Source organism: Desulfovibrio sp. SGI.169, from assembly GCF_050313595.1.
GTDB lineage: Bacteria > Desulfobacterota > Desulfovibrionia > Desulfovibrionales > Desulfovibrionaceae > Desulfovibrio.
This window is the reverse complement of record NZ_JBNPLS010000055.1, coordinates 1-5,731: the sequence shown is the minus strand read 5'-3', so window position 1 is coordinate 5,731 and position 5,731 is coordinate 1. Positions and strand designations below refer to the sequence as shown.

Here is a 5,731-nt window from a genome sequence, read left to right as displayed (position 1 = left end):
CAAGAACTTTTTCACTTTTTGGCAATTAATGAGTCCTGAATCCACAGTGGATGGTCTTGCTTCGCATGACCGCAGGAAACGCTGACAGGAGCGTTTTTTCAGTCCGGGCGCGTCCGATCCGTCGGCATGCCGGGTCGTCAATCCTTGAGGCGGTTGTCCACGATACGCTGGGCCTTGCCTTCGGAACGCTGGATGGAGTGCGGCTCCATAAGGCGCACCCTGGCCGTGACGCCGAGGAATTCCTTGATGTTTTTCTGCAGGCGGCTTTCCAGCATCTGAAGTTTGCGTATTTCGTCGGCAAAGAGCGAGTCGCTCACTTCCACGCGCACCTCGATGCTGTCCAGATTGTTGGCGCGGTTCACGATAATCTGGTAGTTGGGCGTGAGGCCCTCGCTCTCCATGAGAATGCTTTCGATCTGCTGCGGGAAGACATTGACCCCGCGAATGATCAGCATGTCGTCGCTGCGGCCGCGCAGGCGCGCAACGCGCACATGCGTGCGCCCACAACGGCAGGGCGTATAGTCCAAGCTGGTGAGGTCGCGGGTGCGGTAGCGCAGCAGGGGAATGCCCTCTTTGGTCAGGGTGGTCAGCACCAGTTCGCCCTCTTCGCCGGGCGGCATTTGTTCGCCGCTGACCGGGTCGATGATCTCCGGCAGGATGTGGTCTTCCCAGAGGTGCATGCCGCATTTGGCGTCGGCGCATTCCATGGCCACGCCCGGTCCCATGATTTCGGAAAGACCGTAGATGTTCATGGCGTCGATGCCCATTTTTTGTTCTATGTCCCGCCGCATGGCCTCGGTCCAGGGTTCGGCCCCGAACACGCCGATGCGCAACGGCAGATCGCGAAAGTCTATGCCGACTTCCTGCCCGGCTTCCCAGAGGTGCAGGGCGTAGGAGGGCGTGCAGCACAGCACCGTGGCCGCGAAGTCGCGCAGCAGATATGCCTGCCGCCGCGTGGCGCCGCCCGATGCGGGCACCACCGTGGCGCCCAGATGTTCCGCGCCGCCGTGCGCGCCTAGACCGCCGGTGAACAGGCCGTAGCCATAGGCCACATGCACGACGTCCGTGCGGTTCACCCCGGCCGCCGAGAGGCTGCGCGCGGCCAGCTCGGCCCAGTTTTCCAGATCGCGAGCCGTGTAGCCCACCACCACGGCCTTGCCCGTGGTGCCGCTGGAGGCGTGCAGGCGCACGATGTTTTCTCTGGGCACGGCAAAGAGGCCGTAAGGATAATGGTTGCGCAGATCCTGCTTTTCGGTGAAGGGCAGAAGCCGCAGATCAGCCAGAGTCCTGATGTCCGCCGGGGTGATGCCGATTTCGTCAAAGCGTTTGCGGTAAAAGGGCACATTGGCATACACGCGGTTGCAGAGGTCGCGCAGGCGGCGCGCCTGCAGCGCTTCCAGTTCCTCGCGGGGCAGGGTTTCCTGTTTGATATTGAAGAGCACGGGCACTCCTTGCGTTATGGCGAAAAAAAGCAAAAAGGCGCGCGGCGCGCGACGCCCCTTCGGTATGCCGCAATGTGGGGGCCGGGTCAATACGGCCCCTCCGCCATTGCCCTCGGCCCGGCTTTGGGATATGTGCTCGTTATGGAACACATCGCTTCTCACGAAACCAGCGGGGTCCGGAGCGCGCCTCCGGGCCGCAGGCGTTATGCGGACGTTCCCCTGGCTGAAAAACTGGCGGTCATCACCGCCTGGCTTGAGGAACACAAGGCGGAGCGCATCGTCAGCCTCAACATCGCGGAGCAGGGCGGCTTTGCCGACGCTCTGCTGGTGCTTACCGCCGGCTCCATGCGTCATGCCCAGAGCCTGGCCGACGGCGTGGCCGCCCTCTGCCATGAGCGCAACTACGAATATCTGCGCGTGGAAGGCTATGGGGCCGGGCAGTGGATTCTTGTGGATATGAACGACATCGTCATCAATATTTTTCTGGAGCCTGTGCGGGAGCTGTTTCGCCTGGAAGAGCTCTGGGGGCGGCGTCCGGCGGGCAAAGCCGCCACGGCGGCTCCCGCCGCGGGCTTTGACGGGGAGAACCCGGCATGACCCCTACCTTGCTGCTGATTCTTGACGGTTGGGGGCTGGCCGCTCCCGGCCCTGGCAATGCGCCGTATCTTGCGCCCACGCCCCATCTGGACAGTCTCAACGCGCGTTGCCCCCATGCGCGGCTCATGGCGTCGGGCCGGGCTGTGGGCCTGCCGGAAGGCTACATGGGCAATTCCGAGGTGGGGCATCTGAATATCGGGGCCGGGCGCGTGGTCTATCAGGACATGACCCGCATCGACGTCGCTCTGGAGGAAGGCTCCTTTGCCGCCAATCCGGTTCTGGGCGAGCTGCTGGCGGCGGTAAAAAAGAGCGGCGGCAGGCTGCATCTGGCGGGTCTGCTTTCGGATGGCGGCGTGCACAGCCATATCCGCCATCTGGAGGCCATCTGCGACATGGCCGCGCGGGCGGATGTGCCCGTGCGCATCCATGCCATCATGGACGGTCGCGATACGGACCCCAAAAGCGGCGTGGGCTTCGCGCGCGCGCTGGAAGAGCATATCAAAAACCAGCCCCGGACGCGCATTGTCGATCTGGTGGGCCGCTTTTACGCTATGGATCGCGACAAGCGCTGGGAGAGGGTCAAGGCGGCCTGGGATCTGCTGGCGCGCGGCCAGAGTGACGGGGGCCGCGTGGCCCCGGACGCGGTGGCGGCCCTGGAGGCATCCTACGCGGAAGGCGTCACCGACGAATTTGTCAAGCCCGTGCTCTGCGCGGGCGGGCGAGGGGCGAGCGGGGCTGGCGAGCCCGCGGGCATGGCCGACGGCGACGCGCTCTTTCTTTTCAACTTTCGGGCCGACCGCATGCGTGAGCTGACCCAGGCCTTTATCGAGCCGGATTTCAGGGGCTTTGAACGGGGCGCGCCGCCCAGACTGGCGGGCGTCGCCTCCATGACCTCCTATGAGGCGAGCTTCGGCATTCCCGTGGCCTTTCCCAAAGAGGCTGTGACCCTGGGGCTGGGCGAGGCGGTTTCGCGGGCCGGGCTGCGCCAGCTCCGCCTGGCGGAGACGGAAAAATACGCCCATGTGACCTATTTTTTCAACGGCGGCGTGGAAGAGCCCTTCCCCGGCGAAGACCGCATTTTGGTGCCCTCGCCGCGCGATGTGCCCACCTATGACCGCAAACCGGCCATGAGCGCCCGCCAGGTTACGGACAGGTTTGTGGAAGCCTGGAACAAGGGCATTTATGATCTGGTCGTCTGCAACCTGGCCAACGGCGACATGGTGGGCCACACCGGCGTGCTTGAGGCGGCGGTGGAGGCTTGCGCGGTGGTGGATGAATGCGTGGGGCGCATGGTCAGCGCCGTGGAGGAGCGCGGCGGTCGCATGCTGATCATCGCGGATCACGGCAACTGCGAGGTTATGCTGACCCCTGAGGGGCGACCGCACACGGCGCATACCACCAATGCCGTGCCCTGCATTCTGCTGGAACCCGACGGCGCTCTGCGGGAGCTGGGCGACGGGCGGCTGGCCGATGTGGCCCCGACGCTGCTTGGCCTTTGGGGGCTGAAGCCCCCCGCGTCCATGACCGGTCGTAACCTGACCGGCGGAGAGGCATGACATGGCCGAAAAGAAAAAGCGCCCGTTGACGCCTGTGCCGCCGGACGGCATGGAAGTTCTCTTCTTCTATCAATGCCCGCAGTGCGGCAGGCATGTGCCGCAGGTCAGCCCCACGGAACCCAGAATGGTTTCCTGCGACAACTGCGGCTTTTCCTTTCCCATCATTCCGGTGGACGAGCATGGCCTGCACTATGTGCGCATCATGCTGGCCGGCGGCAAGGCGGCGGCTGATCCGGACTTTCTCTGACGCGTTCGGGCTGGCGCCCCGCGGCATGAATTTTTCGGGGCGTCAGCCTCCCGCGAACGGCCCGAGCCGCGCTTGCGGCGAGGCGGCTGGAACGCGCAATACCAGAATATGCCCATATGCTATGGCGACAGGAGCCTTTATTTCGGGCCGGTCGGGGCGGTCAGCCCGAAAGGCGGATTTGGCGACAGTGCGGTAAAAATTTTTTGACAAAAATCTTGCTTTCGGCGGCAAAAGCCGCTAAACACTCACAAACCTGTGTGGGACAGGAAACATTTTAACCTTTTGCAGGCTTCAAACGAGAGGAAGGAAACACATGAAACGTATCTGTACGCTTCTGTTGGCGGCCGGCATGCTGCTGGGCGTGGCCACTGGCGCCAGCGCCATTGATTTCAAGGCCAAGGGCCAGTGGCTGGTGGGCTTCGCCGGCGGCGAAACCCAACTGCTCAGCAAGACCCGCAAGGGCGCTGATGGCTCCAAGCAGAAATACGACAACGCCGACAAGTTCGCCGCGCAGCAGCGTATACGCCTGCAACTGGACGCCGTGGCTTCCGAAGCCCTGTCCGGCACTGTCTTCTTTGAAATCGGCGACCAGACCTGGGGCCATGCTGGCTCCGGCGGCGCACTGGGCGCTGACGGTAAAGTAGTTGAAGTGAAGCGCGCCTACATTGACTGGGCTGTGCCGGATACCGACCTGAAGTTCCGCATGGGCATTCAGGGCGTGGCCCTGCCCAACGTGGCCGGCGGTTCCGCCATTATGGACACCGACGCCGCGGCCGTCACCGCTTCTTACCAGTTCAACGAAAACGTGGGCCTCACCGCCCTGTGGGCGCGCCCGGTCAACGACAACTTTGCCGGCGAAGCGTCGCACGGCGTCGATGATTACCATGCGAACTATCTGGACAATATGGACCTCTTCGCCCTCATGGTTCCGGTGAAGCTGGACGGTTTTGAAATCACCCCCTGGGCCATGTACGGCATGCTGGGCAAGAACAGCCTGAAGGGTTACGGAAATGGCTGGGGCACGGTTGACGGCAACCTGAATCACACCCTGCGCCCCTACCCCGGCATTACAGGTCGCGACGATATCGGCAACACCAGCAAAGCCTATGGCTCCATGTTCTGGGCCGGTCTGCCTTTCGCCATCACCGCCTGGGATCCGCTGAACATTGAGGTGGACATCAATTACGGCTATGTGGAAAGCATGGGCCGTTTTGACGCCTCGAAAAATGGCGTTCACAAGCGCGGCAGCACCGAGCGTCAGGGCTGGCTGGCCAAGGCCCTGGTGGAATACAAGATGGATTGGGGCGTGCCCGGCATCTTCGGCTGGTATGCCTCCGGCGACGACGGCAATGTGAAGAACGGCTCCGAGCGCATGCCCTCCATCGTGCCCATGGGCAACTTCACTTCCTTCATGGGCGACGGCAACTACGGCTGGATGTGGGTCGACAACTCGCTGGAATACGCCGGCACCTGGGGCATCGGTCTGCAGGTTCGCGACATGAGCTTTGTGGAAGACCTCAAGCACACCTTCCGCGTGGCCTACTGGGGCGGCACCAACTCCCCCTCCATGGTCAAGTACATGGACACCGCCTATTCCTGGAATGACGGCTGGTACAGCGGGGCTTCCCCGTACCTGACCACCAATGACGGCCTGCTGGAGCTGAACCTGGTCAACTCCTACCAGATGTACGAAAACTTTGACGTGAATCTGGAACTGGGCTACATCGCCAACTTCATGGACAACGACACCTGGAAGAAGGCCAACACTCCTTCTTCCTTCCAGAAGCAGGACGCCTGGAAAGCCCAGCTGATCTTCGCGTACAGCTTCTAATACCCCGCGTTCACGGTATGATCTCAAAGGGGGAGCCTTGACTCCCCCTTTTTGCGTT

5 protein-coding genes are annotated in these 5,731 nt (G+C 62.7%); 4 read left to right on the top strand and 1 reads right to left on the bottom strand.

The window, feature by feature from the left end:
• Positions 1–137 precede the first annotated feature (137 nt).
• The gene (locus ACQRA4_RS13450) at positions 138–1,442 is read right to left on the bottom strand and encodes a phenylacetate--CoA ligase family protein (RefSeq protein WP_427823571.1); all 1,305 of its coding nucleotides are present in this window, start codon (positions 1,440–1,442) and stop codon (positions 138–140) included.
• 72 nt (positions 1,443–1,514) lie between these two features.
• On the opposite strand from ACQRA4_RS13450, the gene rsfS reads away from it, so the two are divergent.
• The 4 genes from rsfS to ACQRA4_RS13430 all read left to right on the top strand — a co-directional run bounded on the left by rsfS (position 1,515) and on the right by ACQRA4_RS13430 (position 5,673).
• A complete protein-coding gene (rsfS, locus tag ACQRA4_RS13445; protein ID WP_427823570.1) occupies positions 1,515–2,039 on the top strand; it encodes a ribosome silencing factor in 525 nt (174 codons plus the stop codon).
• Entirely contained in the window at positions 2,036–3,595 is a 1,560-nt protein-coding gene (gene gpmI, locus ACQRA4_RS13440) for a 2,3-bisphosphoglycerate-independent phosphoglycerate mutase (protein ID WP_427823569.1), read from the top strand. The genes rsfS and gpmI overlap by 4 nt, the downstream gene beginning before the upstream one ends.
• Before the next feature lies 1 nt (position 3,596).
• Complete coding sequence (locus ACQRA4_RS13435) at positions 3,597–3,842, top strand: hypothetical protein (RefSeq protein WP_427823568.1); 246 nt, start codon at positions 3,597–3,599, stop codon at positions 3,840–3,842.
• Positions 3,843–4,155: 313 nt separating this feature from the next.
• A complete protein-coding gene (locus ACQRA4_RS13430) occupies positions 4,156–5,673 on the top strand; it encodes an outer membrane homotrimeric porin (protein ID WP_427823567.1) in 1,518 nt (505 codons plus the stop codon).
• Positions 5,674–5,731 lie beyond the last annotated feature (58 nt).

Coding starts and splice junctions, on each gene's coding strand:
- gpmI (WP_427823569.1), top strand. CDS start 2,036: ATGACCCCTACCTTGCTGCTGATTCTTGACGGTTGGGGGCTGGCCGCT.
- rsfS (WP_427823570.1), top strand. CDS start 1,515: ATGTGGGGGCCGGGTCAATACGGCCCCTCCGCCATTGCCCTCGGCCCG.
- ACQRA4_RS13430 (WP_427823567.1), top strand. CDS start 4,156: ATGAAACGTATCTGTACGCTTCTGTTGGCGGCCGGCATGCTGCTGGGC.
- ACQRA4_RS13435 (WP_427823568.1), top strand. CDS start 3,597: ATGGCCGAAAAGAAAAAGCGCCCGTTGACGCCTGTGCCGCCGGACGGC.